This is a genomic window from Afipia massiliensis (assembly GCF_014203115.1).
In the GTDB taxonomy this organism is placed as follows: Bacteria; Pseudomonadota; Alphaproteobacteria; order Rhizobiales; family Xanthobacteraceae; genus Afipia; species Afipia massiliensis.
Genome location: NZ_JACHIJ010000011.1, coordinates 58,315 through 82,849 on the forward strand (window position 1 = coordinate 58,315; position 24,535 = coordinate 82,849).

Below are 24,535 nucleotides of genomic sequence, written 5' to 3' on the forward strand. Positions count from 1 at the left end.
GTGAATCATTATTGCATTTTCCTATTGACTTGAAAAGCCGCCGGTTGTTCGATGGGACCTCCGACGAGGAAACAATGCTTTTGAACGAACAACAGGCGGGCATCCGCGACATGGCGCGCGACTTTGCGCGCAACGAGATCACTCCGTTTGCTGCGCAGTGGGATCGCGATGAATCCGTTCCTTTGGAAACGCTAGTTAAGATGGGCAACCTCGGCCTGATGGGCGTTTGCGTTCCGGAACAATGGGGCGGCGCCGGAGCGGATTTCGTTTCGTATGTGAGCGCCATGGAGGCGATCGCCTACGGCGATGCGGGTGTCGCCAACATGATGGCGGCGACCAATTCGCCCGTCGCAGCGGGCTTGTTGGCGTTCGGCAATGACGATCAGAAGGAGCGTTTCCTGCGTCCGCTCGCCAGCGGCGAGTGCGTGGGCGCGTTCCTGCTGAGTGAACCGCAAGCGGGTTCAGATGCCGCCAGCATATTGACGCGCGCCGAGAGGAAGGGCGGCAACTACATCCTCAACGGCACGAAGAATTTCATCACTGCGGGCGAAACCGCAGACATTGCAATGGTGATTGCCGTCACTGATGCTTCTGCGGGAAAGGCGGGGATTTCGTGTTTCATGACCCGGACGCGTCGCGATGGTTACATCGTAGCGCGCCGGGAAACGAAGCTCGGGCACCGCACGTGCGACACCTGCCAGATTGTGCTTGAGAACTTCGAAATCCCGGAGGCCGACATGCTCGGCCGTCCCGGTGAAGGATTGAAAATTGCGTTATCGGCGCTGGATAGCGGGCGGGTGGGTGTCGCGGCTCAATCCGTCGGCGTTGCGCAGGCAGCGTTCGACGCAGCACTGCAATACGCGCAAGAACGCAAGACGTTTGGCAAGAAGATCGTTGACCACCAAGCCGTCGGCTTTCAGCTTGCCGAGATGGCAACAAAAATCGAGGTCGCCAGGCAGATGTATCTGCACGCGGCATCTCTCAAGGATCTCGGGCTTCACTGTATCAAGGAAGCTTCGATGGCCAAACTGTTCGCGTCCGAGATGGTGGAGAGCGTGACCTCGGCAGCCGTGCAGATTCATGGCGGGTACGGATTTCTCAATGATTATCCCGTGGAAAAATTCTACCGCGATATGCGGGTCTTCAAAATCTACGATGGCACGAGTGAAGTGCAGAAGATGCTTATCGTGCGTGAACTGCAGAAGAATAAATAGGTATCGGCGTTCAACGGAGGAAACAATGAAAGTCTCGCAATTCTGGCTCGTCGGATTAACGCTGCTTGTCTCAGGTTCAGCGCAGGCACAAGTCTCGGATGATGTCGTGAAAATCGGCGTCATGAACGATCAATCCGGTGTTTACGAGGACATCACCGGAATGAAGGCGGTGGAAGCAGCCAAGATGGCGATCGAGGATTTCGGTCCAACAGTTCTTGGCAAGCGCATTGAAATCGTGGTTGCCAATCACCAGAACAAGACCGACATTGCGGGTGGTATCGCACGCAAATGGATCGATACCGAACAGGTCGATGCCATTGTCGACGTTACGGGGTCCGGCGTCGCGCTTGCGGTCAACGAAATCACTCGCGACAAAAGCCGCGTAATGATCGCGGCCAGCGCGGCAACGTCGGATCTTACAGGCAAGTCTTGCTCGCCAACGACAACCCAGTTCAGCTACGACACCTATGCGCTCGCCAAGAGCACTGGTATCGAGACCCTCAAGCAGGGTGGCGATACCTGGTTCTTCATAACCGCCGATTACGCATTCGGTCATGCGCTCGAGCGTGACACGTCCAGGTTCGTCGAACAGGGTGGCGGAAAAGTGCTCGGCGCGGTGCGTGCGCCGCTTGGAACGACCGATTACTCCTCCTTCTTGCTTCAGGCGCAGGCGTCGAAGGCGAAGATCATTGGTCTTGCCACCGCCGGCGGCGACACTATTACGGTCATCAAGCAGGCTGCGGAGTTCGGGATTCAACGCAGCGGGCAGCGTCTCGGCGGTTTGCTCATCTATATCAATGACGTCGAAGCGCTTGGTCTTCAGACCGCACAGGGCCTTGTTCTCACGACTTCGTTCTATTGGGACCTCAACGATGAAACGCGGGCGTGGACCAAACGCTTTCTCGCGCGCACGGGCGGTAAGCGTCCTCCCAACATGCTTCAGGTCGGTCTGTATTCCGGCGTTCTGCAGTACCTGAAGGCGGTAAGGGCAGCAGGAACCGACGAAGCGAAGGCCGTTTCCCTGAAGATGCGCGAACTCCCTGTAAATGACTTCTACAACAAGGACATCACGATCCGGAAAGACGGGCGCGTGCTGCACGATATGTATCTCGTACAGGTGAAAACTCCGCAGGAATCCAAGGGGCCGTTTGATAATTATAAGGTTCTCAGCAAACTGGCCGGCAAGGATGCCTATCGTCCCGAAAGCGAAGGCAATTGTCCGCTCGTCACAAGTTCGGCCAAGTAAGCGAGTTGAATATGAAGGGCTTGAAGGGAAAGGTTGCGCTGGTGACCGGCGCAGCGGGCGGGATGGGACGTCAGATATGCAAGCGTCTCGTCGAAGAGGGCTGCAGCGTTGCGATGCTCGACATCGACGCCAAACGTCTCGAATCGCTCGCTGCTGAATTTGGAAAGATCGATCAAGTCTGCCACGTCGCCGTGGACATCAGCGACTACGACGCGGTGTGCCGTGCTGTCGCCGGTGTGGAGAAAGCCATCGGGCCGATCGATATTCTGATCAACAATGCCGGGTGGGACAAGTTCTCCAACTTCCTCGATACTGATGAAGTGCTGCGTCAGAAGGTGGTTTCGATTAACCTGAACGGGCCGATCAACATGTTCCACGCCGTACTCGCTGGAATGGCACAGCGCGATGGAGGACGAGTAGTGACAATCGCGTCCGATGCGGGCCGTGTCGGTTCGTCAGGTCAGGCGGTCTATTCCGCTTGCAAGGGCGGCGTCATCGCACTCACCAAGACGCTGGCGCGAGAACTGGCACGGCGCAATATTCTTCTCAACGCGGTTTGTCCTGGCCCGACGGATACCGCAATGTTGCAGGACTTTATGAACCAGGGACCAGGTGGTCAGAAAGTGCACGATGCGATGAAGCGCGCCATTCCGCTGAAGCGGCTGGGGCAGCCTGAGGATATTCCAGGGATCGTTGCGTTTCTGGCCAGCGATGACGCATCATTCATCACCGGACAGGTCATCAGTGTGTCCGGCGGTTTGACGATGCACGGTTGAGCGTGCTGCAGGAAGTATATCGATGAACATCGCACAGATTTTCTGGAACAGCTGTTCTTCATTCGCGAGCAAGCCCATTCTTGTTGTCGATGACAAGGATGTGAGCTTTGATGAGGTGGCGGATCAGGTTCAGCGGCTGACGGGAGCGCTGCGTTCGAGAGGCATCGGCACAGGCGATTATGTCGTTCTGGCGATGGGCAATTGTATGGAATGGCTTGTCAGCGTTCTTGCCGTTCTTGGCTCGGGTGCGGTCTGCGTGCCGACCAATCCCGGCTTGCGCCCGCCGGAGATGTGCAACATCGCTAACCATTGTGAACCCAAGCTTGCCATTCTGGATGTGGAACTCGTCGGTCACTTCGCAGAAGCCAGGGTGAGGTTCGAGACCATCGTGCGGGGAGGCGGCGGCGCCAATGACTGGCACGCGGTGGTCTCCAGCGCGGCGCCCGACGCTTTTGTCGCTGCCGTGAGGGACGATGACCCCGCCCTGATCTTCTATACGTCCGGGACGACCGGAGTTCCGAAAGGCGTCCTGCTTAGCCACGGCGCCGAGATATTCGCGGCGCAGATGGTGGCGAAGCATATTGCCATCACATCGTCTGATCGGTCGATCGTGATGGGCTCGCTGGCGTTCATCTACCCTCTGGTTATCAACGCTCTCGCATCCATCGCCGGCGGCGCAAGTGTTGTCCTGCAGGATCGCTTTCACCCGCAGCTCGTTGCCGATGCGGTTCGCAAGCATCGAGTGACGATCATGATGGGCGTGCCGACCATGTACGTCATGCTGATAAATTACGCTGATACAGGGAAGGAGTGCGATCTGTCATCCGTCCGTGCGGCTTTTTCGGGCGGCGCAAGCCTACCCGACGCGCTGGTGAAGCGTGGTAAGGCCAGCCTCGGTTTCAACATCTTCGATCTGTGGGGAATGACGGAGTGTACACCGGTTACGACGTTCGATCCCAAGCGGGAAACGGCGGGGCAACCGGACTCCTGCGGTCGGGCTTTGCCTGGCTGCGCCTTTAAAATTGTCGATGACGATCTGAAGGAATGTTCCGTCGGGACAATCGGGGAGGTCATGCTCACCGGGCCGCTGACCATGTCCGGGTACTATAAGAACCCGGCTGCGACGGCCGAAGCCCTGATTGACGGTTGGGTGCGAAGCGGCGATCTGGGAATGACCGACAAGGATGGTTTTCTCTATATCGTCGGCCGCAAGAAAGATCTCATCATTCGTGGTGGCGCCAATGTCTACCCGGTCGATGTCGAGGAAGCGCTCTACACCCACGAAGGTGTAGCCGAATGCGCCGTGATCGGAAAACCAGATGACGTGTTCGGCGAAACGGTCAAGGCCTACGTGGTGAGAAGGACAACGGCCACCGAGGTGGCCGATCTGGTCGAACACTGCAAGACGAAGCTCGCCGACTATAAGGTTCCGAGCGAGATCGAGTTTATCGATGAATTGCCGAAGGGTCCCACCGGAAAGGTTCTCCGCCGCGAACTGCGCGAGTGGTCGATCGGACGCTAGCGGCTGAACAAACGCCAATCTCAGGATTATCATGGGCCCGCTTGCTGGACTAAGAATCGTTGAACTCGCCGGTATCGGCGCTGGACCGCACTGCGCGATGATGCTCGCCGACATGGGTGCTGACGTCGTTCGTGTTGACCGGCTGACGGCATCCGGGTTGGGTGTTCCGATTGACGCGAAGTTCGATTTGCTGTTGCGAGGGCGGCGTTCGCTTGCGGTCGACCTGAAGAGCGAAGCCGGGCGCGACACCGTGTTGCGCATGATCGACCAGGCTGACGCTGTAATCGAAAGTTTCCGGCCGGGCGTTGTCGAGCGCATGGGTCTCGGGCCCGATGTCTGCCTTTCGCGGAATCCAAAGCTGGTGTTTGGACGGCTGACCGGCTGGGGCCAGAATGGCCCTTATGCGCAAATGGCGGGCCACGACATCAACTACATCGCGCTATCGGGCGTATTGCACGCGATTGGATCGCGCGGCGGGCTCCCTGTGCCGCCGCTGAATCTCGTCGGCGACTTCGGCGGCGGAGCCGTATATGCCGCGTTCGGAATCGTCAGTGCGCTGCTTCATGCGCAGCGGACCGGGCAAGGGCAGGTTGTGGACGCCGCGATGGTGGATGGCGCCGCGGCGTTGCTGACGATGGTTGTCGGCTTTCAACGCGGCGGCATCTGGTCGTCACAGCGCGGCGACAATATCGTTGACGGAGGTGCACCGTATTATGCAGCCTACGAAACGTCGGATGGGCGGTTCGTTTCGATCGGCGCCATGGAAGAGAAGTTCTATGAGCTTCTTCTCACGAAGCTGAATCTTGGGGATGACGCGAACATGCGTCCTCATACGGATCGTTCGCGATGGGAGTATCAGCGAGACCGATTCAAGGCCTGCTTCCTGACCCGCTCACGCGATGAATGGTGCGCCGTACTGGAAGGCACAGATACTTGCTTTGCACCAGTTCTAACCATTGACGAAGCAAGCAGCCACCCGCATTTGAAGGCGCGAAAAACTTATGTTGATCTCAATGGTGTGAATCAGCCGGCGCCAAATCCGCGCTTTAGCGTGACCCCCTCAGCATCCTCGATGCCGCCTGCATCATTGGGACAGCACAGCCGCGAAGTTTTGGCGGACTGGGGAATAGCTTCCGAGGCGATCGAAAAATTGTGCAGCTCCAGCGTCGTGTTCCAGGCAAACTAGCGTCGTTTGCCAAAAGAGAAAGCTTTTCCGCCCGCAGGAGGAAGACATTGGCCGACATCGACGTTGATATACAGGAGAGAGTCGCGGTGGTGACACTCAACCGGCCGGGGGTGCGCAACGCCATGACTCTGGCCATGTGGCAAGGCATCGCAGAGATTTTTGCGCAACTGGGACAGGATTCCAACGTGCGCGCGATCATCCTGACCGGCGCGGGCGGAAACTTCAGCGTTGGTGCTGACGTGTCGGAGTTTGCAAAGGTCCGATCCAACGTTGCGGAAAGCAAGGCTTACGAGGTCGCGGTGGATGCGTCGTCAGATGCCATCGCAAATGCACCAAAGCCGGTGATTGCGGTTCTTGAGGGATACTGCCTTGGCGGCGGTTGCCATCTGGCGATGGCCTGTGATTTTCGCTACGCGCACAATGACACATCGACCGGTATCCCTGCGGCAAAACTTTCAATTGTTTACGGGGTACGTAGCACGCAGCGCTTGCTGGGTCTGGTCGGTTTGACCAACGCCAAACGCGCTCTGTATTCGGCGGAGCCTCTCGGTGCGGTTGATGCAGCAAGCATGGGACTCGTCGATCGGGTGTCGAGCGATCCGATGGCTGACGCGAGGGCTTTTGCTGTCGACATTGCCGAGCTCGCGCCGTTATCGGTAGAGGGTGCGAAACGTATTTTGACCGACCTATCGATGGGGCCGGGCGCGTTGGACGTAAAGGCCGCGGAGGCCTTCATTGATCGCGCATCGGCCAGTGAAGATTATAGAGAAGGTCGCCAAGCATTTGTCGAGAAGCGGCCGCCAATGTTCCGCGGGAGGTAAGATATAATGAAAATGCACGTGCTATCGGGCGGTCGTCTTCGCATGAAGAAGAGCGTCTATTTCCCCGATGCCGATCGTAGCGAGACGATCGAGCTTCCGGTGTCATGCATGCTGATGCGGCATGTCCAAGGCAACGTGCTGTTCGATACCGGTTGCCATCCCACGATTGCAGAAAATCCCGAGGGACGCTGGGGCGGACTCGCAAAATACATGACACCGATTATGGCGCCGGGCGAAAATATCCTGACCGGTCTCAAGGCTGTCGGTCTTGATCCGGACGATATCGATGTCGTCATTTGCTCGCATCTCCACACCGATCATTGCGGCTGCAATGAGTTCTTCAAGAAATCGACCATCGTTGTACACGCGCGGGAATTGGAAGCAGCCAAAGCGCCGGATGCATTGGCTAGCGGCTATTTTTCGGCTGACTGGGATCATTCGATGCCGATGAAGGTGATCGAGCAGCAGACGGACTTGTTTGGTGACGGGAAGATAACGCTTATTCCGTTGCCCGGCCATACACCGGGCACCATTGGCGCTTTGGTGAAGCTCGATCGCAGCGGCGAGTTTCTGCTGACGTCCGATGCTCTGAGCATTCGCGCCAATCTCGACAAGGATATCGTGCCTAAGAACACCAAGAATGCCGAGCAGTTTCTGCGATCGTTCGACGAGATCCGGCGGATCGAGGCGGGAGGCGCGACGATCATTTGCAGCCATGATAGCGCACAGTGGGATTCCTTGCGAAAGGGAAAGGACGCGTACGGCTGAATGCTGCAGTTTGATAGTTGAGCGGGGGAGCGCAGTGTTACTCAAGCTTGATGAGCAGACGCTGCATTTGCTGAATTCAATTCACACGGAAATGAAACGTTTTTATTCGATTTCCGATATTTGCAATGATTATTTAAGGGCGTAAGCCCGCAACTACACGCGACAGCGTAGGAATACTTGAAACAAGAAAGGCTGCGCGTGAGAAATGATCGAGAAGCCTGAACGCCGCATTTTCATCTCGGCATTCGAAGCGTCGCCGCGCGTCAAGGTTTTGAACTATCCTGAGCCGTTCCGTTCGCAAATGGCAAAGTGTCAAACGTCCGCTCGGTGATCTGTTTGGCCTCAAGAATTTCGGAATTAACCCAACCCGTCTTTTTCCGGGATCGGCGACCAGTCTGCCGAAGATTCTGCCGTTTACCCAACCGACGATCCTGTTGTCGTGCTGGAGGAATCCGGGTCATGCGTTCTTGCACAAGAATGGCACACTCTATTAGAATGGTAACAATCGACCACTGGACGCTACGACCATGGGCTCATTGGAAGACAGTGTCACGTCACTTCCTGTTCGAACATGCATCGTACCGCTTTGTCCCACTGGTTCAAACTGTCGGCGGCTCATAGCTGAATTTCGCCCAGTCCGCGGAGACCATCATGGGCCTGGCATTACCGGCTGAAAGCGCTTCGCTCTGGAATACGATCCGCCGTGAGGCGGTCGTGGTCGCTGCCGCTGAACCGGCCTTGGCCCCGTGGATGCACGAAGCGGTCGTTAATCAGAGCAATCTTGCCAGCGCGCTGGCACAATTGATCGCGACGGCGATCAGTAGCAACCGCGACGAGAAGACAGTAACCCGCCGAATTGCCGAACGGGCCTATCGCGACGATCCCTCTTTGATCGAGATCGCGACCCTCGATCTGAGGGCGCCACTTGACCGTGATCCCGCATGTCCAGGCCCTCTTCACGTGCTGCTCCATTTCAAGGGCTACATCGCGCTGCAGGCTCACCGGATCTCGCATCGGCTCTGGAAAGGCGGCCAAACCGAACTCGCTCGCGAGTTCCACGGCCGCATCACTCAGGCGTTGCATGTCAGCATTCATCCGTCTGTGACTATCGGAGGTGCTCTATTTATCGACCATGGCACCGGTGTCACCATCGGTGAAGGCGTGGTCATCGACGAAGACGTATCGATACTGCAAGAAGTCACGCTCAGCAGCTTGCCAGAATGCCACGCTGGCGCACCGCGGATCGGCCGTGGCGTGCTGCTATCAGCAGGGGCGATAGTGTTAGGCAACGTTTATATCGGCGATTTTGCTAAGATTGGAGCTGGGTCACTGGTTCTTGCGTCGGTGCCGTCGGGGTATACTGCGGTTGGCGTACCTGCGCGGCTGATTAGTAGCGCATCAGACGCGCGTCCTGCGTTGACTATGGATCAGTTTCTGCCTTGACTCCAAACGCATGGGTCAAGAAATCAGATGTCTCGCGTCTCGGTCTGTGAAACGACTCTTTGCTCACTGATGAGAAAAATAAGCAGAGCAGTTGCACATCGCGAGCGCAGAAATCCCCTGGGTTCATATCTTCGTGGGCTCCCGGCGAAACCTGCTTTGTTTGGATATGCATCGCTTACTACCGATTATTCTCCTTGGCGCGGACAGATATGGGCACATCTTGACTGTCTGTACGTCCAACCGCAGGTCCGAAGCGAGGGTATCGGCGCCAGCCTCTTGCAGTACGCCATGGCGATGGCTCAGAACCTCGGTGCTGATCGGCTCGAATGGCAAACGCCGATGCGGAATGAGCGTGCGATCACGTTCTGCGTTCGCGCAGGTGCGTGCAAACAGGCCAAGACACGCTTCAGCGTCATGATTTAGCTGAGCCTGCGGCATCACTGTCACGGGCGGGCAACGCACTTGCTTTATCCGAACTGCGTGGCCATCCTATTGCAAACGATCGGCGCATGTGGGGCCGCGAGCGATTACTTTTGGGGTCGTCTAGAGGCGCGCGAGGGGAGGGTGATGACGGTCTCAACGTCGTCCCTCCTCACAGATTTGCCATTTTCATCAACCAGGGCAATGGCGAGTTTCTGTCCGGTCGTCTTTGATCGGAGAGCCAGAGGTCCAGAGCCGTTTCCAATCCAGTGATCGCTCCACTCGGTCAACGCAGTAAATGACAGTCCAAGCGACTGTCCCATCTTGGTCAGCGGATATTCGATCCGTGAGCGCTGTCTGTCCTCCCGATATTCCCGCCGTTCCATCAACCCGCTATCGACCAACCGGGCGAGGCGGTTGCTCAATATACTCCGTGGAATATCCAGTTCATTCTGGAAGTCGTCGAACCGTCGCAGACCGTACAGCGCTGATCTCAGAATCACGAGAATCCAACGGTCGCCAATCAGCTCGAATGCCTTCCACAGATTGCAATCGGACGGCGGGACGGGCGAGCGGCGTATCAGCGGCGTTTCTGTCATGACAGCACGTTATCTGAGTTGCAAAAATAGATCTAGATTGGTAGAGACATAAGTCCAATAATTGGACCCATGAACCAAGGACCTGAGTAATGCTGACTCGCCCCGTGAACAAGGACGATGCGCTTGATGATTTCGCCAGCCGCGAGATCACGCTGACTGGTTTGACGAAAAGAGTGTATGTGTCGGGAAATGGCCCGGCTGTGATCGTGATGACCGAAATGCCAGGTATTAGCCCGCATGTGGCGCGCTTTAGTCGCTGGGTGCGCGACGCGGGGTTCACGGTCTACATGCCCTCGCTGTTTGGACGAGACGGCGCTCTAGTTAGTGCGGAGGAGGGCGTTGCGGTTATGCAGCGAGCTTGCGTCAGCGCCGAGTTCCGTGCGTTCGCTGCCAATGAGTCGAGCCCGGTCACAGTGTGGCTTCGAGCGCTGGCGAAATTCGCGCATGAAGAGTGTGGCGGTCCCGGCGTCGGAGCGATCGGGATGTGCTTTACGGGAAATTTCGCGCTGTCGATGATGCTCGAGCCCGCAATGCTTGCGCCGGTCGTGTCACAGCCATCGCTGCCTCTGAACGATCCTGCCGGAATGGCAATGGCTCCTAGCGAACTTGCTGCTGTTCGTGAGCGCCTCGAACGCGAAGATCTCACTGTCATGGCCTATCGCTTCGCGGGCGACAAGTTCTGCAAGGCGCAGCGGTTCGCAGCCTTCTCCAGAGCGCTCGGCGATAGGTTTGTTGCGCGTGTTCTTCCGGACAGCGCGGCCAATACGGACTTGCCGCCGTTCTTTGCAACTCATGTGACGACGCCGCACAGTGTGGTGACGGCACATCTGATCGATGAAGTGGGGCAGCCGACTATCACCGCGCGCGACGAGATTCTTTCATTCTTCAAGCAGCGACTTGTGAATTCATAGAGCGTGACCAAACTACAGGTAACATGTGATAGACCGGACGGCTTTACCGTCCAGCCCAAACTCAAACGTCTCTGCGGCCTCCACGCGACCATCCCGAGGCGTTTTTGAGCGATCGGCGATAACAGGACGATGCCGGCTGCGTAGTAAGACAGGATGCGATCGAGATCATGGGCGTTCCACGCCGCGACCAATCTTTGGCGAATGAGGTGGCGCGGCTCGCGTCGGTCATCACATTTAGTTCTAAAGAAACTGCCCGAACTTGGTGCCCTGCGGCAGCGCGGCCAGGCGAATCAGCCGGGAATCCTCGGCAGCGGCTTTCCGATGCGTGGCCGCTTCGCGATAGACCGGATCGCGGAGGATCTCGTTGAAAGCGGCCAGGTTCGGGTACTCTGCGACAAAACTCAGATCCCAACGCTCCTCATCCGGGACGATCAGCATGTTTTCAAATCATCCTGACACCGAGCCGAGCCAGGATAGGCCCGCTGAGGTTTCCATAGGTGCGGTAGGCCTCGGTACCGGTGGCAATGCGGCCATCAGGATAATCGGCGCACTCGCGCAAGCGGATCAGGTTGAGCAAATGCACCGCGCCTTGGCGGTCATTGTCGCGCTGTGCGATAAAGCGCTCCTTGGTCAAATCGACATGTCTCGTCATTGTTTCATCCGTGAATCTGTATGTTGTCGGCAGGGAGGTATGCGAGGCGCGAAATCGTTATCGCCCGTTGAACTGCGCCGGCCGACGTTCCAGGAACGCATTGATCCCCTCACGAATGTCATGTGTAGGGACCATTTGGGCGAATTGATTAGCTTCAACGGCGAGACCTTCGTCGATGGAAAGATTGATCCCTCGGGTGACGCTTGCGAGGCTAGCCGTGACAGCAGCCGACGGCTTTTCGATGATTCTCGCGGCGAGTTCGTTTGCGCGCGTCATAAGCTTCGATGCGGGTACGACCTCGTTGATGAGTCCGATGCGCCCCGCTTCCTCCGCGGAAATCGAGTCGCCGGTCAAAATGAGCTGAAGGGCACGTTTGCGTCCGATATGGCGCGGAAGCCGCTGCGTTCCGCCGAATGGCGGAGGAAAGCCGAGATTGATTTCAGGCTTGGCGAAGCGGGCATGGTCGCTGGAAATCGCCAGCGGACAGGCCTCGACCACCTCGCACCCGCCGCCGAAGGCCAGACCATTCACGGCCGCGATGATCGGCCTTGGAAAATTCTCGATCCGTTTGGTGAATGCTTGACCGCGTCCGACGAATTCGCGCATGGCAATGGTCATCCCGGCTTCCACGCTGGACGAAAATCCCGCGATGTCTGCACCCGCACTGAAGGCCTTGCCGGCGCCTGTCAGAATTACGATTCGGATAGTGTCGTCCCGCTCGATCGCATCCAGATGCTGTTGGAAGGCATCGATCAAATCATAATTGAGCGCGTTCAGTTTAGCGGGGCGATTGAGGGTGAGAGTAGCGATGTTGTCTTTCACACTCATCAAGACAGGTTGTTCTGCGGTCATAGCGATCTCCTTGCAGATTGCATGGGCCGATCGTCGCAGATGTCGACGCAATCGAACAAACCGATAATCTTCGCCAGCGGATGAAGATTTTTCAACTTGACCGCTCGCGGCAGTTCGGGAGTGCTAAAAGCGCCTTAAGGAAGGAACACGTGATGCGTCATAGGTTGCCCCCATTAAATTCGCTTCGCTTATTTGAGGCGTCGGCTCGCCTGCTGAGTTTCAAAAACGCAGCTGAAGAGCTTTTATTGACACCCAGTGCCGTGAGCCACGGCATCCATTCACTGGAGGACTGGCTGGGAACTCCGCTTTTTCTTCGGACAACTAAGGGGATTGTGCTGTCAGAAGCCGGTAACGCGTACATTCCAATTGTCCGTCAAGCGCTTGAACTGCTTTCTAGCGGCAGTGCGAGTATCTCGAGCAATCAAGGATTGGGACAGATCTCAATCAGTATGGCGCCAACCTTCGCCGCGAAATGGATGTTGCCGCGGCTTCATAGGTTTCGCGAGCGCCATCCCGATATACGCGTCGCGATCGATACATCGCATGAGCGCACTGAATTGTCTGACGTCGGTGTGGATTTGGCCATTCGCATGGGGCGCGGCGACTGGCACGGCTTTATCGCCGACAAGCTGCTTAGCGAGGAAATGGTCCCTGTGTGCGCGCCGGGTATTTACGAACGGGTGCGGAAGCTGAAGGATATCCAGCAGTCGCCGCTGATCCACGTTACGACGGTAAGCGAAGATTGGGCCGCCTGGGCGGCAGGTTGTGGACGCCCCGTGCCGGATGCAGCCAATGGCTTGCGGTTCGACACAATTCAGATGGCATTCGAAGCGGCCAGCCAAGGTCTCGGCGTTGCAATTGGACGAAAGCCCCTAGTCAACTCGGAGCTAAAGGCGGGCACTCTCGTCGAAGTTTGGGAATCAGTGTGTAGCAAAACCTCCTATTGGTTGATCGGTGCGGAGACTCGCTCGGATGATCCCCGGATTGTCGCATTTCGTTCCTGGATTCTTGAGGAGGCGGCGGCCTCCCCTGCGCCAAGCTTGCTTCCAACGTGAGTCTGTTTCATGTGCGAAACAATATTACTCATTTGTCCGGACTTCCTGTGTCATCCATCTTTACTTCGGATCATCACGACCGGGCTGGTATCCTTTCCAGCGGCCTGACTTAACAAGTTAAGAGACCGATATGATAACTCTATACGCTGAAAGGCGGGCAGCCTTCCGCGAACTGCATCAGGGTGGATGTTTTGCTATTCCAAATCCTTGGGACATTGGCAGCGCGCGCCGGTTGGAAAAGCTAGGCTTCAAGGCGCTGGCGTCGACAGGTGCAGGTTTCGCCTGGTCGCTGGGACGTCAGGATCAGCAACTGACGCTCAACGAAGCTCTGGACCATTTGCGGACTTTATCTTTGGCGACATCTCTGCCCGTCAACGCGGATTTCGAGACGGGCTATGCCGATAGTGCTGACGGTGTATTCACGAACGTCCTGAAAGCGATCGATACTGGCGTCGCGGGCCTATCAATCGAAGATCGAAAGGGGACCGATCTTCTAGATTTCCCCGAAGCGGTGAAGCGTGTCCGCGCGGCGCGGAGCGCGATCGATCAGTCCGGTGAGAACGTTCTTCTGGTCGGACGATCCGAAGGTCATTTTATCGGAAAGTCGGATCTTCCAGCGACGATTGCCCGTCTGGTCGCTTATTCGGATGCCGGCGCTGACTGTCTGTATGCTCCCGGTATCACCGATTTGTCGGGGGTCGCCAGTATCGTCGCGGCGGTTAGCCCAAAGCCGGTGAATGTTATGATAACGGGGCCGAGCCCCACTGTGGCAGAGCTTGCTGCAGTCGGCGTTCGCCGGGTCAGCATTGGCGCGTCGCTGGCGGCTGCCGCATGGAAAGGCTTCGATGTCGCTGCCCAGCTGCTTCGGGATGAAGGGCGGCTTCCGCCACGACATTGATCCGGCTTTCCGTCCTCATTGCCGAGACTCGGATATAGCGCATTGTAATCAGAATTGGGCAAACGCTATGATCGCAGTGATTTTCGAATCCTGGCCTGCACCAGGAAAAATGCAGACCTATCTCGATATGGGCGCCAGACTGGGGCCGCAGCTAGAAAAAATAGACGGCTTCATTTCGATTGAGAGATTTCAGAGCTTCTCAGATCCAGGAAAGCTACTGGCATTGTCGATCTGGCGCGACGAAGCATCGGTGGACGCATTCCGGAATTGGAACGTTCATAGGAATGTGCAGTCGAACAGTCGCAAGGATGTATTCCTCAATTACCGGCTGCGCGTTGCGGTGGTCCTGCGCGACTACGGGATGACAGAGCGCGAACAGGCGCCAGAGGACAGCCGTGCGGCGCACGTCTGAGAGAACTGGGCGCGCAGTGAAACGATCGGGGTTTTGATGGGATTCGCAGCTGTATGATACGCTATAGACGCCCCAGCTATTTCTCAACTATCAAGGAGTTTTGATGACCACGACGCTCGATGGATTTGCATCTCTCGACAGTGCTTGCGCCGTTGGCCTAATTGAAGCTATTCAAAAATATTTCGACCTGATGTACGATTGCGATACGTCGCGCTTTGATCAGGTTTTTCGATCGACCGTCCAGTTACACGGATATCGCGAGGGGCAGATGGTTGCGTGGCCTGCCCAAGTATACCGAGATATCCTCGACAAGCGTCAATCGCCGAAATCGCTGAACGCAGCACGCGCGGATGAGGTCCTTTTGATTGACTTCGCATCCACGACCCAGGCTTTCACGAAGGTGCGCGTCAGAGTTAACACGATGTTGTTCGTAGATTATCTGACTTGGCATCGAATCGGTGGGACGTGGCTGATCACATCGAAGGGTTTTCATGTCGAATCCAGTACAGGGGAAATCTGATAGCGCGGCGCAGACGGGGTTGCCTCCATTGTCACCGCCGAGCCAACGTGAGGCTGGCCTGTACGCGCGTACGACCGTGCGCAATAGATCAACTGTTGCGCTGTCGGTAGACATTGCCGCTGATGGTAATCGTCCCTGAGAGCGATGCCTTGACTGTGGAAATAAGAATTTCCTCGAACGACATCGATTAGAAGCCTGGGCCAGCCTCTAAGTCTCCGATCTGCAGCGAACGACGCCAGAAATGTTGGGAATTTTAGTCGTATCGCAGTCGATACTTCTCAAGATCCAAAAGCCGGCGCAAGTTACTATGTGGTCGCATTCAACTTCCTGAAGTTGCGCCGCTTGCAGGCGGAAGATTAGGGATGCCCGTTGAGGCGTTCATACAGACAGCGGACCGAGCCGTTCTGTCTTTCTCGTGGAGTCGTTGCACGATCAGATCGCCAAGGCATTTCATGAAAGCTGAGGAGTGTGTCTGGTTACAGTTGTTATCGAGCCTATTCATTTGGCTCGCGATTACAGGCAACTGAACAGCTTACTAACGCGAACGGGGCGGGAGCAAAGCGATTCTGATAAGGAATGGCGAGAAATGGGATCTGTCGGCTAACTGATAAAGAAAGAACGAAATGCTTATCAGTCGCCCGATCCGGTTTTCCTATGTCTCGTTGTTCGATTTGACTAGCTTGTTGATTCGCCACTCGGCGAGTTCAATCCTGCGAACCGCACCAGCTAGGGTGCGTACTCATAGACCGGGTACTGCAAGTGCAGCCAAGTTGATTTCCGCTTTGCGCCGAACTTGAACGAGTTCTGCGGAGCAGCGAATGACGCGATGTGCCAACCGCAATTGGTCAGAAAAGGTAGCTATGCAAGCGCGGCCAATTTTGAACAACGTGGGGTCGTTGACCCGGCTGTAGCGGCTTGATCTGCGAGCAATCCCGCGAGCCGCCCTTCCATCGTCTTGTGATTCAAATTTCCTAACTACAGCGTCGATTTCGTATCCAGAGACGTTTCAATGGATGCTGGCGCCTCAAAAGGCTGAGAAATGGAGTCAGTTAGAAAGCTACAAAAAGAGAATCAACTAGCTGACTGACGGATGTTGCTCTTTCCTGCGCGATATGGACAATCAGGCACGCTCAGGACCTACAGTGGGGTCAATGAATAACGCTAAAATGAGGAAGCTCTGGTGCCGTTCAATAAAATTCATGTGCCGCACTCTCTCCCCGTTGAGAGCTGCCACGCCATCAACGAGGTTCTACATGCCAGCCTCGTGGAGACCTGTGGTGTAAATCCTGATGACCACTTCTGTTTGATCTCGCGATACTCCGCCGGGGATACAATATTCCACCCAACGTTTCTCGGTGATAGGGATCCCAAGTCGACGATTGTGATTGAGATCGCGTTGCTGGCTGGACGCTCAAACGATCAAAAAGAGGCGCTCTACAGTAATGTCCGTAATCACCTTCGTAAAATTGGTGTGGATCCGAACAACTTGATCATCTTCCTAATTGAAAACAAGCCGATTGATTGGTCATTCAGCAGCGCAGGATCCGTGAAATCGGTGCTAGGGCTTTAAAAAAGAGCCGACCGAATTATGAAAATTCTTCAAAAGATGGTTGGAGACGGTCAGCTTTATTGCGAGAGCATTGCTAAGTAGTCGTCGGCTGACGGCGGTAGTTAGTCAGCTGGAATGAAGCGGAGTATGCCTGTTCGACGCGAATGCAGAAAGACGTCTTCAGCAGAGCGCGTCGCCGACAGCTTCGGTCTCGATCGAAAAGAGGAGCGCTCGAGCGATATGACAAACATCGGCGCGCAACGACGTCGGGGAAAGCACTTTATGCATGTCTCCATCTGGTTTATGCATAGGCCTCATGAATCTTCAAGATATAGAAGCATTTGTTGCAGTTGCGGAAATGGGTTCTGTGAGCCGCGCGGCTGCTCGCCTCAACCTGACCCAGCCGGCAATGTCACGCCGCATCCAAAGTTTCGAGGCAAGGGTCGGAGAAGGGGCCCTGTTCAATCGTGCAGTGAAGCCGGCGGTCCTGACTACGCTTGGCAACCATGTTCTTGAACATTGCAGGCGCGTGCTCGCTGCCGTGGCAGAGCTTGAATCCTGTACGACAAGCGCTGCCGATCCCGCGGGGGAAATCAAAATTGGGATTGCCCACGGCCTAGGCGAGATAGTTCTGACAGGCCCTCTTGATACGCTGCGGCAGCACTACCCGCGCGTTCGTCTCCAGATTAGTTCGAACTGGAGTGTCGGTCTCATAGAGGAAGTCAGGAGCGGGGTGATTGATTGTGCCGTTGGCCTACTAACCGACGACCACTCGATCCCGAACGGGCTTCAAAAGATTGCTCTTGGAGCCGAAGAAGTTGTTGTTGTTTCCGCCTCGCGGCACCCTACAAAACGGGATGGTAGCCCATGGAGGTTGCGCGACTTAACAGAAGAGAGCTGGTTTCTGAATCCAGCCGGATGCGGCTGTCGCGCCGCGCTGATACGCGCCTTCGATCGCCAACAACTTCCTATTCGCATCGCTGCCGAAATTTTCGGCGAGGACCTTCAACTATCGCTGCTGTCGAGGAGCGAGGGCCTGTCACTCGTTCCTCGTCGTCTATTTGAGCACAGCCCCCATCGCAAGGGACGGCAAATCCTATCTGTGGTGGACTTCAGTATGCCTGCGATGGTGATGCTGATCCGGAGTGCGATGCCAAGCCGCTTCGATTCTGCAGTTGATCAGCTTGTGATAGGGCTGAAGGAAAAGCTGCGTAAAAACTCGCCTGAAGCATAATGATTATATAAATAATGCATTTGATTTATAACTCACGATGCGCACTACTGATAAGTAGCTGCTCAGATGTTAGCAGTTATTCGTTTTTCGTTTCAGAGGTAAATGCTTCCATGATCGTCACCGTATTTCGCACCCGCCTCGCTCCCGATATTCTGGATGAATATGGCCCGAAGGCCAACGAGATGAGTGAATTGGTTCAGAGCATCCCAGGCCACATTTCGCACAAAGGATTTGTCGCTGAGGATGGCGAGAGAGTGACGATCGTCGAGTTCGAATCTGAGAAAGCGCTTCACGAATGGAAGGTTCACGCTGGACACGTTGAGGCGAAAAAGCTCGGCTTCGCAAAGTTCTACAGCAGTTTCAAGTATCAAATCTGCAATGTCACTCATACCCGCTCGTGGGAGCGCAAGGCCGGTAAATCATGATGCGTGTACTGCTGAATAGTATCACCACGGGATCCGCGCGAACTCACAACTAACCGGGATTGAAGGGCTGAAAGGAACGAACTGGAGGAGCGTCCTGTCCGGCGACTTTAATACGCCGCGCATGCTAACATGGGTTCGCATGCTGTTCATTCGCGATGTGATTATCAGCACGAGCAATTCTGCTTGTTTCCTGGGTCAATCACGCGACGAAAGTGAGAAATGGGTCCTAGGATGCATTCGAATTCCAAATCTCTGACTTTCATTGTTTTCGTCTTTTAACAGTATCGAAAATTGAGCAAGCTGCATGAAAGCTTCCGATAGTTGTTTGTCGATAATTCCCATCCGTCGCATACTCCACCCCGCCAAGATACGTATATCGACTGTTTTAGCTTTCACATTGAATACCTTTTTGGGCTGTTCGCGGGAATTCATGCGCGTGAAGCTGGCTAAGCGAGCATCCCGGCGAGGTTAGGCCGGTGTTCATATCGTCATTGAGGAGGCTTGCCGATTATCACGCCGAGTTTGCCGCGAAGAACGACAAGTAAAAGCGCCGGGGCCGTCGAGCAGCGCGTTGCTATTCTTAACGAATCGAACCTATGACGCATGCAGAACAAAAGCATAGTGATTTGGAAATAGCGCGCCTATTGGTTGGTGCGGCGAGGGTCGTGAAGCGCGGCAGGCATTGCTGGCTGATAACCGGGTCTGCCGGCGGTATGGCGGTGCGGCCAATGGGTACTGTATCCGTTTCGCACGGCAGCGACTGGTAGGTGCTTTTTCTCACCGATCGTCGTTCGCGCAAGACGTCCGATCTACGCCTCGTCCAAGAAGTGGATGTCACATTTCAGGACGAGCCTGGAGAGGGTTATGTCGCTCTTACTGGTGGCGCGGTTCTGATTGAAGACTTCTCTGAAATCGAGCATTTGTGGCGAGACGCCTACGATAACTATTTTCCCAGTAAGGCAGAGCGAGAAAATGCCATTTTCATTGAAGTTAGCGTCCAGAGAATGAAGCTTTGGATTCGCGGTGGTACGCCGGAGCCGTTTGGATTGCAGCCAGTTATTCTTGAGCGAGGTCACGAAGGCAGTTGGCGCTTGCCTTAGCAAATCCGAGGTAATCGTCAGTCCATCTCCATTCGCGGCACGGGATTCAATTCTCAAGTTAATGGCGTTGGGCCCTGGATGTCCGAAATATGAAAGTACTTCCACCCTCGACAATCGCGATAGATTTCGAAGGATGTCTTTATGACAGTGATTGACGTCTGGGCGCAAATTACCACAGAGCGCATGGCGCAGAGTGCCTGGCTAGAGCCGCTGATGCGTTGGAATGGCCGATCTGGTGAGCTACTTTCAACTAATGTTGAGCAAACCATCCAAGCGATGGATGCAGCCGGCGTCGATATCGCCTTGTTGTCTGCGTGGCATGGTCCCGAGGGCTCGCTTATCAGCAACGAGGAAGTCGCCGAGCAGATCGACGTGGCTCCAGATAGATTTCGAGGCCTGGCGACGGTGCCGCTTGATAATCCCATGGAGAGTGTTCGTGAAATCCGACGGTGGGTCGATGGAAAAACATTCGTGGGTGTTCGCGTTGCGCCATGGCTTTGGAATCTGCCTCCAAATCATCGTTACTACTATCCGGTCTTCGCTGCGTGTGTGGATGTCGGCGTTCCATTCTGCACGCAGATTGGCCACACGGGGCCACTGAAAAGATCCGAGACTGGCCGCCCCATTCCCTACCTCGAAGACGTGCTTCTAGATTTCCCCGAACTTGTTGTTGTTGGTGGACACGTTGGTTTCCCGTGGCTCGATGAACTGACGAGTCTCGCGGTCAAGTTTCCGAATTTTTATGTCGATACATCGGCATATGCGTTGCATCGCCTACCACCGGCCTTTGTCGATTGGATGAAGGGGCCGGGAAGAGCAAGGGCAATGTTCGGAACCAACTGGCCAATGATCTCCTTTGAAAAGTGTCTGGCCGGTTTGGGCGCGCTGGGCCTTTCGCCACGGGATCAGGAAGCCTTCCTTTCCGGGAACGCGCGCCGGGTGTTTGGACTGTAGGGGCGCTGTTTTCAGGAGAAAGCGATCCGAAAGGGGCACACTGCGTGCATTCTGACTTGAGCGAAGGCAGAAATATCTCGTCACCTCAATACCGGTTTCTGCGGATCTAATGCATACCCTCCCGCGTTCATGACTCCTGCGTGAAAGGTGAAGCTTTTAGCGACATTTGCATATAGATAAGATCCAGCCATCGATCGTACTTTCTTCCTACTTGGGGAAGCCTTCCTACTTGCTTGAATCCCAAGGAGCTGTGGAGGGAAATCGATGCGCCGTTTGCCGCATCGATAGCGGCAACGACAGCGTGGACGTTGCATTGCTGCGCCCTCTGTAGTAGCGACACCATCAGAGCGCGTCCAATTCCGCGTCGATGCAGAGTGTTGTCGACAAATACTGAATTTTCTTTTGTATGTCGGTATCCGTCCAGCGGGCGAAAATCTGACAAGGCAGCGTATCCCGCAACTTTTCCATCTAATTCGCAAATGATAACGGGCAGATTTTTTTCGATTCTTATGTTGATCCACTCTTCTCGCCCGAGCAAGTCGGAAGGTTGATCTGACCAAACGGCGGTTGTCTCGAGAACAGCTTGATTGAATATCGGTAAGATGGCTGCAGCGTCGGAGAGCGTTGCCTTGCGTATTAAAAGCGCCATAGTAGTTCCTTTAGCCAACCCTGAACGGCGTGCAACCGTTGACTCGTGCACCTGATATGCTTCGACTGACCAATCAAACGGAGGAGCGGGTTCTTCGCTTGCCATAACGTTCTGAAAGAACCGATGGTATCTGAAATTACGATACGATGCGGTAGTATTACAATTTCGAGTTCTTGATGTCTGGCTTCAGCACGGTCAAATTCGCTCAGTCCGAAACGACGAAAGTCTCCGCAAATCTTCGCGGCTCGTCCAAGATGTTATTTCAGATGTCTTCCTACCGTTGTGTCACGTTGCAGCTGGCTTTGCACTTGAGCATGCAAGGTTGCGAGCTTGATTTCGCGTTTCTGAAGTATGACTTCAAAATTATCTGATTATGAAAGTAGCGCGAGTCGAGTAGTTGATCGACAAGTGTGCCGTACACAATTTGCCCGGCTGTGGCATTCTGCATCATGAGCATCTAAATCGTTAGCCGGTCGATGGCCGGTTCCGGGACGTTGACCGTCTGGCCGGAGCTTTGCCGCGAGAGCTACCGTGAGTCAGTTAAGTGCCGTTTGCGTAAGAATCTGGATGCTGACTGGGGGCAGGGTGTGTCGCTGTAAGCGTGCCCTAGTCTTACAGGAAGGGGGCCGAATTGCTGAACAAGCTATCGATCCGAGCAAAGTTGTGGAGTCTTGTCATTGCTGCGGCGATAGCTGTTAGTTGCATCGCCGCTACCAGCTTATGGCTCAGCTATCAACGAATGTACCAGGATAGACTGGGTACGTTGCGAGCTGTAGTCGGAGTCGGTTATAGCCTCGCCGAGAAATTCGAGCAGGAAGTCATTGCAGGCCGGTTGACGCGTGAAGAAGCTCAATCAAGCTTCAAGGAAGCAATGCTTGCGATCAGGTATGCTGGCGAGGAATATCTGTTTGCTCACACCTACGATCTCGTTGGCTTTGCTCATCCGAACCCTCGACTGATGGGTAAGGATGTATCGGGCATCAGAGATTCAAGAGGCGTTCCAATTGTGCCAGCCCTTTGGCAGATCGTTAAGGATCGTCAGGGCGAAGGTAGCTATGCGTATGACTGGCCATTACATGCGGGCGGTTCTCAGACAGCCGTTAAACTCACATATGCAAAGAGCTTTGTGCCCTGGAACATTTTGATCGGAACGGGCGTCTTCATTGACGATATTCGATCTGATTTCACCGCAATGATTTGGAAGGTCGTTGGCCTTTTTTCGCTGCTCGCACTTCCTGCAATTGGGCTCATTGCGCTGGTTGGGGGAACTGTGAGTGCGAGAATCCAGGGCGTCGCGGCAAAGATGCAGAGTCTCGCGGATGGAAATTTTTCTATTGAATTACCAGAGGTCGAACACGTTGATGAGATTGGGCAAATGACGCGCGCGGTTAAGATCTTCCGGGATAGAATGGTCGAAGGAGAGCGGCTGCGAGAGGAGCGCGAGGGCCTAAAGGCCCGCTCCGCGAATCAACGCAAATTGGATATGTGCAAGCTCGCCGATGATTTCGAGGGCACCGTCGGTGAGATTATCCGGACCGTATCTTCATCGGCGATTAAGCTGGAGATGTCTGCGGGAACGTTGACCATCACGGCTGATCGGTCACAAGAACTGACGACAACGGTGGCGTCTGCTTCAGAAGAAGCCTCCGTGAATGTACAATCTGTAGCATCTGCTGCTGAGGAAATAGCGTCGTCAGTTATCGAGATCAGCCGTCAAGTTCAAGAGTCTGCGCGAATCGCCAATGCAGCAGTGGACCAGGCGCAATTGACTGATGTTCAAGTTGGCAAAATGGCAGACGCAGCGGCCAGAATCGGAGAGGTGGTCAACTTGATTAGTTCGATCGCAGCCCAGACTAAGCTACTCGCTCTAAATGCCACAATTGAAGCCGCTCGCGCGGGCGAGGCGGGCCAAGGGTTCGCAGTCGTCGCAGCCGAAGTCAAGGAATTGGCCGAGCAGACCGCCAGGGCCACAGAAGAGATCAGCGGCCATGTAGACGGCATTCAGCAGGCGACAGGCGGTTCTGTTGTTGCGATTAAGGAAATTGGACAAACGATTGCTAAGATCGCGGAAATCTCATCCTTTGTCGCGTCTGCAGTAGAGGAACAGGGCGCGGCAACGCAAGACATCTCTCGAAGTGTACAGGAGGCGGCGCAAGGGACTGTACAAGTGTCGTCAAACATTATCGATGTAAAGCGAGGTGCGGTCGAGACCGGGGCTGCTTCATTAGAGGTTTTATCTGCCGCTCGGTCGCTATCCGAATTTAGCTCGCGGCTAAACGTGGAGGTAGATCAATTCTTGATTTCCGTGCGCTCTGCCTAAGCATTGAGCGAAGGAATATACCTCACTGCATTGTCGAGAAGAGGTCATTGAGCAGCGAGCTGATCCAGATTCAGTATCGGCACATGACGCAGCACATGGCTTCTTTCACGCCATTGCCGGCGCCCAAGGACAACAACGAAGCGATAGTCGTATGACATTAGTTGCGTCAAAGGCGTGGCGAAATGACAACCGGCCGATTTCTCGTGGAGAGTGCCTTATGAATGATCCGTCCGCAAAGAACGCAATCGAATTTTGGTTCGAGTATGGCAGCGTATATAGCTATCTGAGCGTCATGCGGATCGAAGGCGAGGCGGCGCGTCGAGATGTTAAGGTGATATGGAAGCCGTTTTTGCTCGGGGCGATCTTTCAATCTGTCGGCTTCAAGGTAAACCCTTTCGTAGAGCAACTGGAAAAACGCTCTTACGTGCTTCAAGATGTGCCGCGTCAATGCAAAAAATATGGACTTAAATGGTTGCAGCCGAGCACATTTCCCCGCTCTGGTGTGCTGCCATTACGCGTCGCGCTGTTAGGTGTTGATAAGCCTTGGATCGGAGAATTCAGTCGCAGAGTTATGGAGCTCAACTACGCGCTGGATAAGGACATCAACGAACCTGAAATCTTAGCTCCGGTTTTGACGGATCTCGGGCTATCGGCTTCCGAGATACTAGAACAAGCCAAAGCGGAGTCCACAAAGAGTATGTTACGCGAACAAACCGAGCAGGCGCGCAAAAACGGCATCTTTGGCGCGCCGACGTTTTTGATCGGAAAAGAAGTGTTCTGGGGTAATGATCGTCTCGATGACGCGTTTCAGTTTGCCTCGAGTTCGTGAAGTCAAAGGTAGGGCATTCGGAGTGCGTCGCAGCTTGGGAGACAACTATGCCGATTCGTGTCGAGCGCCGTGATCGAGTGCTAACTGACCTGCACCCCTGAAACGCCCTCGATTTTGAGTTAGGATTTCTGTTCTCCAGCCAGGAGACAGACGATGCGTAAGAGCAGGTTTACCGAAGAG

General features: G+C 55.1%; 24 protein-coding genes and 1 pseudogene. 21 read left to right on the forward strand and 4 right to left on the reverse strand.

The annotated features are described in order from the left end of the window. The first annotated feature begins 74 nt into the window (after positions 1 to 74). From HNQ36_RS25055 to HNQ36_RS26730, 9 genes are all read left to right on the forward strand, one after another. A complete protein-coding gene (locus HNQ36_RS25055; RefSeq protein ID WP_184090455.1) occupies positions 75 to 1,214 on the forward strand; it encodes an acyl-CoA dehydrogenase family protein in 1,140 nt (379 codons plus the stop codon). A gap of 25 nt (positions 1,215 to 1,239) precedes the next feature. Then, positions 1,240 to 2,460, forward strand: a complete 1,221-nt coding sequence (locus tag HNQ36_RS25060) for an ABC transporter substrate-binding protein (RefSeq protein WP_184090458.1) — start codon at positions 1,240 to 1,242, stop codon at positions 2,458 to 2,460. Between the two features lie 11 nt (positions 2,461 to 2,471). Continuing rightward, entirely contained in the window at positions 2,472 to 3,236 is a 765-nt protein-coding gene (locus HNQ36_RS25065) for a glucose 1-dehydrogenase (RefSeq protein WP_184090461.1), read from the forward strand. A 22-nt stretch (positions 3,237 to 3,258) separates the two neighbouring features. Next, entirely contained in the window at positions 3,259 to 4,758 is a 1,500-nt protein-coding gene (locus HNQ36_RS25070; RefSeq protein WP_184090463.1) for a class I adenylate-forming enzyme family protein, read from the forward strand. 31 nt (positions 4,759 to 4,789) lie between these two features. Continuing rightward, on the forward strand, positions 4,790 to 5,944 hold the full coding sequence (locus HNQ36_RS25075; protein ID WP_210312208.1) for a CaiB/BaiF CoA transferase family protein: 1,155 nt from the start codon (positions 4,790 to 4,792) through the stop codon (positions 5,942 to 5,944). Positions 5,945 to 5,991: 47 nt separating this feature from the next. Beyond that, entirely contained in the window at positions 5,992 to 6,765 is a 774-nt protein-coding gene (locus tag HNQ36_RS25080; protein WP_184090467.1) for an enoyl-CoA hydratase-related protein, read from the forward strand. A 6-nt stretch (positions 6,766 to 6,771) separates the two neighbouring features. Next, complete coding sequence (locus HNQ36_RS25085) at positions 6,772 to 7,533, forward strand: N-acyl homoserine lactonase family protein (RefSeq protein WP_184090470.1); 762 nt, start codon at positions 6,772 to 6,774, stop codon at positions 7,531 to 7,533. 651 nt (positions 7,534 to 8,184) lie between these two features. Further along, on the forward strand, positions 8,185 to 8,976 hold the full coding sequence (locus tag HNQ36_RS25090) for a serine acetyltransferase domain-containing protein (protein WP_184090473.1): 792 nt from the start codon (positions 8,185 to 8,187) through the stop codon (positions 8,974 to 8,976). 69 nt (positions 8,977 to 9,045) lie between these two features. Then, positions 9,046 to 9,399: a GNAT family N-acetyltransferase gene (locus tag HNQ36_RS26730; RefSeq protein ID WP_430641414.1), complete on the forward strand. Its 354-nt coding sequence runs from the start codon at positions 9,046 to 9,048 to the stop codon at positions 9,397 to 9,399. A gap of 104 nt (positions 9,400 to 9,503) precedes the next feature. On the opposite strand, the gene HNQ36_RS25100 is transcribed toward HNQ36_RS26730, so the two are convergent. Further along, complete coding sequence (locus HNQ36_RS25100) at positions 9,504 to 9,995, reverse strand: winged helix-turn-helix transcriptional regulator (RefSeq protein WP_184090479.1); 492 nt, start codon at positions 9,993 to 9,995, stop codon at positions 9,504 to 9,506. A gap of 89 nt (positions 9,996 to 10,084) precedes the next feature. Between HNQ36_RS25100 and HNQ36_RS25105 the strand changes: the two genes are divergently transcribed. Further along, a complete protein-coding gene (locus HNQ36_RS25105) occupies positions 10,085 to 10,906 on the forward strand; it encodes a dienelactone hydrolase family protein (protein ID WP_184090482.1) in 822 nt (273 codons plus the stop codon). 240 nt (positions 10,907 to 11,146) lie between these two features. Here HNQ36_RS25105 and HNQ36_RS25110 read toward each other — a convergent pair. Next, a pseudogene (locus HNQ36_RS25110) lies at positions 11,147 to 11,558 on the reverse strand (DUF1330 domain-containing protein). 57 nt (positions 11,559 to 11,615) lie between these two features. Then, complete coding sequence (locus HNQ36_RS25115) at positions 11,616 to 12,410, reverse strand: crotonase/enoyl-CoA hydratase family protein (protein WP_184090485.1); 795 nt, start codon at positions 12,408 to 12,410, stop codon at positions 11,616 to 11,618. 17 nt (positions 12,411 to 12,427) lie between these two features. Between HNQ36_RS25115 and gcvA the strand changes: the two genes are divergently transcribed. The 9 genes from gcvA (at position 12,428) to HNQ36_RS25160 (ending at position 20,557) form a co-directional block, all read left to right on the forward strand. Further along, positions 12,428 to 13,465 carry a transcriptional regulator GcvA gene (gene gcvA, locus HNQ36_RS25120; protein ID WP_210312209.1) on the forward strand — a complete coding sequence of 346 codons (1,038 nt, stop codon included), beginning with the start codon at positions 12,428 to 12,430 and terminating at the stop codon, positions 13,463 to 13,465. A 130-nt stretch (positions 13,466 to 13,595) separates the two neighbouring features. Next, positions 13,596 to 14,363: an isocitrate lyase/PEP mutase family protein gene (locus HNQ36_RS25125; protein WP_184090490.1), complete on the forward strand. Its 768-nt coding sequence runs from the start codon at positions 13,596 to 13,598 to the stop codon at positions 14,361 to 14,363. A 67-nt stretch (positions 14,364 to 14,430) separates the two neighbouring features. Beyond that, complete coding sequence (locus HNQ36_RS25130) at positions 14,431 to 14,775, forward strand: antibiotic biosynthesis monooxygenase family protein (RefSeq protein ID WP_184090493.1); 345 nt, start codon at positions 14,431 to 14,433, stop codon at positions 14,773 to 14,775. Positions 14,776 to 14,878: 103 nt separating this feature from the next. Then, positions 14,879 to 15,295 carry a nuclear transport factor 2 family protein gene (locus HNQ36_RS25135; protein ID WP_184090496.1) on the forward strand — a complete coding sequence of 139 codons (417 nt, stop codon included), beginning with the start codon at positions 14,879 to 14,881 and terminating at the stop codon, positions 15,293 to 15,295. 1,180 nt (positions 15,296 to 16,475) lie between these two features. Beyond that, positions 16,476 to 16,865 (forward strand): tautomerase family protein, encoded by a 390-nt coding sequence (locus HNQ36_RS25140; RefSeq protein WP_184090499.1) that lies wholly within the window; start codon positions 16,476 to 16,478, stop codon positions 16,863 to 16,865. Positions 16,866 to 17,160: 295 nt separating this feature from the next. Next, entirely contained in the window at positions 17,161 to 18,078 is a 918-nt protein-coding gene (locus tag HNQ36_RS25145) for a LysR family transcriptional regulator (RefSeq protein WP_184090502.1), read from the forward strand. 110 nt (positions 18,079 to 18,188) lie between these two features. Continuing rightward, positions 18,189 to 18,503, forward strand: a complete 315-nt coding sequence (locus tag HNQ36_RS25150; RefSeq protein WP_184090505.1) for an antibiotic biosynthesis monooxygenase family protein — start codon at positions 18,189 to 18,191, stop codon at positions 18,501 to 18,503. Between the two features lie 767 nt (positions 18,504 to 19,270). Next, complete coding sequence (locus tag HNQ36_RS25155; protein WP_184090508.1) at positions 19,271 to 19,603, forward strand: pyridoxamine 5'-phosphate oxidase family protein; 333 nt, start codon at positions 19,271 to 19,273, stop codon at positions 19,601 to 19,603. A 141-nt stretch (positions 19,604 to 19,744) separates the two neighbouring features. Beyond that, positions 19,745 to 20,557 (forward strand): amidohydrolase family protein, encoded by an 813-nt coding sequence (locus HNQ36_RS25160; protein WP_184090511.1) that lies wholly within the window; start codon positions 19,745 to 19,747, stop codon positions 20,555 to 20,557. Between the two features lie 127 nt (positions 20,558 to 20,684). Here the strand turns inward: HNQ36_RS25160 and HNQ36_RS25165 are convergent, their stop codons facing one another. After that, positions 20,685 to 21,311 carry a GNAT family N-acetyltransferase gene (locus HNQ36_RS25165; protein ID WP_246395539.1) on the reverse strand — a complete coding sequence of 209 codons (627 nt, stop codon included), beginning with the start codon at positions 21,309 to 21,311 and terminating at the stop codon, positions 20,685 to 20,687. Positions 21,312 to 21,837: 526 nt separating this feature from the next. On the opposite strand from HNQ36_RS25165, the gene HNQ36_RS25170 reads away from it, so the two are divergent. Together HNQ36_RS25170 and HNQ36_RS25175 are read left to right on the forward strand one after the other, a co-directional pair. Then, on the forward strand, positions 21,838 to 23,526 hold the full coding sequence (locus tag HNQ36_RS25170) for a methyl-accepting chemotaxis protein (RefSeq protein ID WP_184090514.1): 1,689 nt from the start codon (positions 21,838 to 21,840) through the stop codon (positions 23,524 to 23,526). A gap of 217 nt (positions 23,527 to 23,743) precedes the next feature. Next, a complete protein-coding gene (locus HNQ36_RS25175) occupies positions 23,744 to 24,355 on the forward strand; it encodes a 2-hydroxychromene-2-carboxylate isomerase (RefSeq protein ID WP_184090517.1) in 612 nt (203 codons plus the stop codon). Positions 24,356 to 24,535: the final 180 nt, after the last annotated feature.

What these genes read in the sequence shown, in the direction of transcription:
- HNQ36_RS25070 (WP_184090463.1), top strand. Translation starts at nt 3,259, where the DNA reads ATGAACATCGCACAGATTTTCTGGAACAGCTGTTCTTCATTCGCGAGC.
- HNQ36_RS25160 (WP_184090511.1), top strand. Translation starts at nt 19,745, where the DNA reads ATGACAGTGATTGACGTCTGGGCGCAAATTACCACAGAGCGCATGGCG.
- HNQ36_RS25090 (WP_184090473.1), top strand. Translation starts at nt 8,185, where the DNA reads ATGGGCCTGGCATTACCGGCTGAAAGCGCTTCGCTCTGGAATACGATC.
- HNQ36_RS25115 (WP_184090485.1), bottom strand. Translation starts at nt 12,410, where the DNA reads ATGACCGCAGAACAACCTGTCTTGATGAGTGTGAAAGACAACATCGCT.
- HNQ36_RS25065 (WP_184090461.1), top strand. Translation starts at nt 2,472, where the DNA reads ATGAAGGGCTTGAAGGGAAAGGTTGCGCTGGTGACCGGCGCAGCGGGC.
- HNQ36_RS25125 (WP_184090490.1), top strand. Translation starts at nt 13,596, where the DNA reads ATGATAACTCTATACGCTGAAAGGCGGGCAGCCTTCCGCGAACTGCAT.
- HNQ36_RS25130 (WP_184090493.1), top strand. Translation starts at nt 14,431, where the DNA reads ATGATCGCAGTGATTTTCGAATCCTGGCCTGCACCAGGAAAAATGCAG.
- HNQ36_RS26730 (WP_430641414.1), top strand. Translation starts at nt 9,046, where the DNA reads ATGAGAAAAATAAGCAGAGCAGTTGCACATCGCGAGCGCAGAAATCCC.
- HNQ36_RS25055 (WP_184090455.1), top strand. Translation starts at nt 75, where the DNA reads ATGCTTTTGAACGAACAACAGGCGGGCATCCGCGACATGGCGCGCGAC.
- HNQ36_RS25105 (WP_184090482.1), top strand. Translation starts at nt 10,085, where the DNA reads ATGCTGACTCGCCCCGTGAACAAGGACGATGCGCTTGATGATTTCGCC.
- HNQ36_RS25165 (WP_246395539.1), bottom strand. Translation starts at nt 21,311, where the DNA reads ATGGCAAGCGAAGAACCCGCTCCTCCGTTTGATTGGTCAGTCGAAGCA.
- HNQ36_RS25150 (WP_184090505.1), top strand. Translation starts at nt 18,189, where the DNA reads ATGATCGTCACCGTATTTCGCACCCGCCTCGCTCCCGATATTCTGGAT.
- HNQ36_RS25085 (WP_184090470.1), top strand. Translation starts at nt 6,772, where the DNA reads ATGAAAATGCACGTGCTATCGGGCGGTCGTCTTCGCATGAAGAAGAGC.
- HNQ36_RS25135 (WP_184090496.1), top strand. Translation starts at nt 14,879, where the DNA reads ATGACCACGACGCTCGATGGATTTGCATCTCTCGACAGTGCTTGCGCC.
- HNQ36_RS25100 (WP_184090479.1), bottom strand. Translation starts at nt 9,995, where the DNA reads ATGACAGAAACGCCGCTGATACGCCGCTCGCCCGTCCCGCCGTCCGAT.
- HNQ36_RS25175 (WP_184090517.1), top strand. Translation starts at nt 23,744, where the DNA reads ATGAATGATCCGTCCGCAAAGAACGCAATCGAATTTTGGTTCGAGTAT.
- HNQ36_RS25060 (WP_184090458.1), top strand. Translation starts at nt 1,240, where the DNA reads ATGAAAGTCTCGCAATTCTGGCTCGTCGGATTAACGCTGCTTGTCTCA.
- HNQ36_RS25075 (WP_210312208.1), top strand. Translation starts at nt 4,790, where the DNA reads ATGGGCCCGCTTGCTGGACTAAGAATCGTTGAACTCGCCGGTATCGGC.
- HNQ36_RS25145 (WP_184090502.1), top strand. Translation starts at nt 17,161, where the DNA reads ATGAATCTTCAAGATATAGAAGCATTTGTTGCAGTTGCGGAAATGGGT.